This is a genomic window from Microbacterium umsixpiens, assembly GCF_053543675.1.
The window spans coordinates 2,065-4,145 of the sequence record NZ_JBLVOH010000174.1; the positions used below are offsets into that span (position 1 = coordinate 2,065).

Annotated in this window: 3 protein-coding genes and 1 tRNA gene; 1 reads left to right on the forward strand and 3 read right to left on the reverse strand. The window is 68.8% G+C overall.

Features of this window, described 5'->3' with window-relative positions; translation table 11 throughout:
* Window positions 1-31: 31 nt before the first annotated feature.
* From ACNPM4_RS16695 to ACNPM4_RS16705, 3 genes are all read right to left on the reverse strand, one after another.
* Entirely contained in the window at window positions 32-214 is a 183-nt protein-coding gene (locus ACNPM4_RS16695) for a hypothetical protein (protein ID WP_448986425.1), read from the reverse strand.
* A gap of 103 nt (window positions 215-317) precedes the next feature.
* Window positions 318-779 (reverse strand): SRPBCC domain-containing protein, encoded by a 462-nt coding sequence (locus ACNPM4_RS16700; RefSeq protein WP_029261681.1) that lies wholly within the window; start codon window positions 777-779, stop codon window positions 318-320.
* 107 nt (window positions 780-886) lie between these two features.
* Window positions 887-959: transfer RNA gene (locus tag ACNPM4_RS16705), tRNA-Ala, on the reverse strand.
* Window positions 960-1,096: 137 nt separating this feature from the next.
* Between ACNPM4_RS16705 and ACNPM4_RS16710 the strand changes: the two genes are divergently transcribed.
* The coding region (locus ACNPM4_RS16710; protein ID WP_448986434.1) for an NAD(P)-binding domain-containing protein at window positions 1,097-2,081 on the forward strand (985 nt) is incomplete at its 3' end.

The window sequence follows — 2,081 nt, forward strand, 5'->3', positions numbered from 1 at the left end:
CCCCCCGCTTCCGTGTTCTCCGCGAACCTGATCAGGTCAGAGGGTCTTCCTCGTCCGCTCCCGCGGCGACGCGATCGGCCTCGGCGCTGTCGACGAGAGCGTCATCGACATCCGGATCGAGGACGCGCTCACCGTCGACGTCCCTGGTGGGCACGTCGGCCGCATCGTCATCGTGGGGGACGGGAGGGACCGGAGGAATGATGGGGTTCGACATGATCGCATCCTTTCGTCGAGGTGCGTTCACGCTAGATCCTGGAGCGTGCGGAATGAACCGGGTTGACGCTCATGAAGTCGCACGCTAGCCACGGCGCCGGGAATCAGGGCTCGAGATACGCGGCGAGATTCGCCAGCGACGATGTCAGTCCTTGCGCGTGGTCGCGGGCGCGGACGCCCTCGGGCACGTCGCGGGCCGTCAGCTCGACCTCCGTCCCCTCCGCCACGCTGCGGACACGCCACTCCATCCGCATAGTGCCGTGGAACGTCGGGTCGTCGGAGTCGAAGTCGACCTCCTGCACGATGAGCTCGCCCGGCACGATCCGCGCGACGCGTACCTCGGAGGCGTCCGAGTCGGCCGAGGTCTTGCCCGGCGAGTCGGTGGGGTCGTCATACGTGAGAACCAGTCGATACGAGCCGCCTTCACGCATGTCGAAGCGTTCGAACCGCCCGTGCATCCCGTGGGGAGGCAGCCAGGTGAGCAGCGCTTCGCGGCTGGTCAAGGCAGCGAACGTCTCGTCGCGGCCGACGTGGACGAGGAGACTGGCGCGATCGGTTCTACTCATGTCGTCAGCCTATGACGGCGACGTTCCCCGCGGCTCCCGGTGATCATCGCAGCTTCGAAAGGCCCCGGAAAAACAAGAAAACCCGCGATCTCTCGCGGGTTTCGTTGTGGACCTGAGGGGACTCGAACCCCTGACCCCCTGCATGCCATGCAGGTGCGCTACCAGCTGCGCCACAGGCCCAGATGCCGCTCCGTAGAAGCCGGAGCAACTTGAAAAGAGTACTACACGAATCCGCGCGAGCACCAATCGGCGGCAGCCGCCCGGGAGTGTCGTCACCGGGCTGGAACAACCGGGAGGAGCGGGGCGTTCTGTTCTTCGTGAGCATCCTCGACAGTCTGGTGATCGGCGCAGGGCAGGCCGGCCTCTCGGCGTCCTTCCACCTGTCGCGGCTCGGCATCTCGCACGTCGTCCTCGACGCGGATGAGCGACCTGGAGGCGCCTGGCAGCACCGTTGGGACGCCCTGACGATGCGCGACGTGCACGGTGTCGCCGAGTTGCCCGGCGACACGCCGCCGCCGCGTGACGGAGCCCGTGCCAACGTGGCCGTCCCCGACTACTTCGCGGCATACGAGCGCACGCATGCACTCCCGGTGCTCCGACCGGTGCACGTGGAACGCGTCGAGGACGAAGACGGACTCCTGATCGTGCGAGCGCGGGAGGGGGAGTGGACGACCCGCACGCTGGTGAACGCGACGGGGACGTGGTCGCATCCGTTCCTCCCGCACTACCCCGGGATGGAGACCTTCGTCGGGGAGCAGCTGCACACGGTCGACTATCCCGGCCCCGAGCACTTCCTCGGCAAGCGGGTACTCGTGGTGGGCGGTGGGGCGTCCGCGGTGCAGTTCCTCGGCGCCCTCGCCCCGATCACCGACACGCTCTGGGTCACCCGTCGGGAACCCGTGTGGCGGAACGACGACTTCACGCCCGAAGCCGGTGCGGCCGCGGTCGCTCTGGTCGAGCAGCGCGTCGCCGCAGGACTCCCTCCCGAGAGCGTGGTCAGCGTCACCGGACTCATGCTGCGCCCGCAGGAACGCGAAGCCGAGCGTCTGGGCGCCTATGCCGCACGGCGCCCGATGTTCGAGCGCATCGAGCCCGGCGGCGTGCGCTGGGCCGACGGCAGCTTCGAGCACGTCGACGTCATCCTCTGGGCCACGGGTTTCCGTCCGGCCATCAGCCACCTGGCGCCCCTGCACTTGCGCAGCGCGGCCGGCGGCATCCAGCTCGACCGGAACGGCCGCGGCACGACCGCGGTCGCCGACCCGCGGGTGCAGCTGGTCGGTTACGGGCCGTCGGCGAGCACGA

Bases quoted from the DNA above. Each gene is read 5' to 3' on its own strand.
- ACNPM4_RS16695 (WP_448986425.1), bottom strand. From the start codon at position 214: ATGTCGAACCCCATCATTCCTCCGGTCCCTCCCGTCCCCCACGATGAC.
- ACNPM4_RS16700 (WP_029261681.1), bottom strand. From the start codon at position 779: ATGAGTAGAACCGATCGCGCCAGTCTCCTCGTCCACGTCGGCCGCGAC.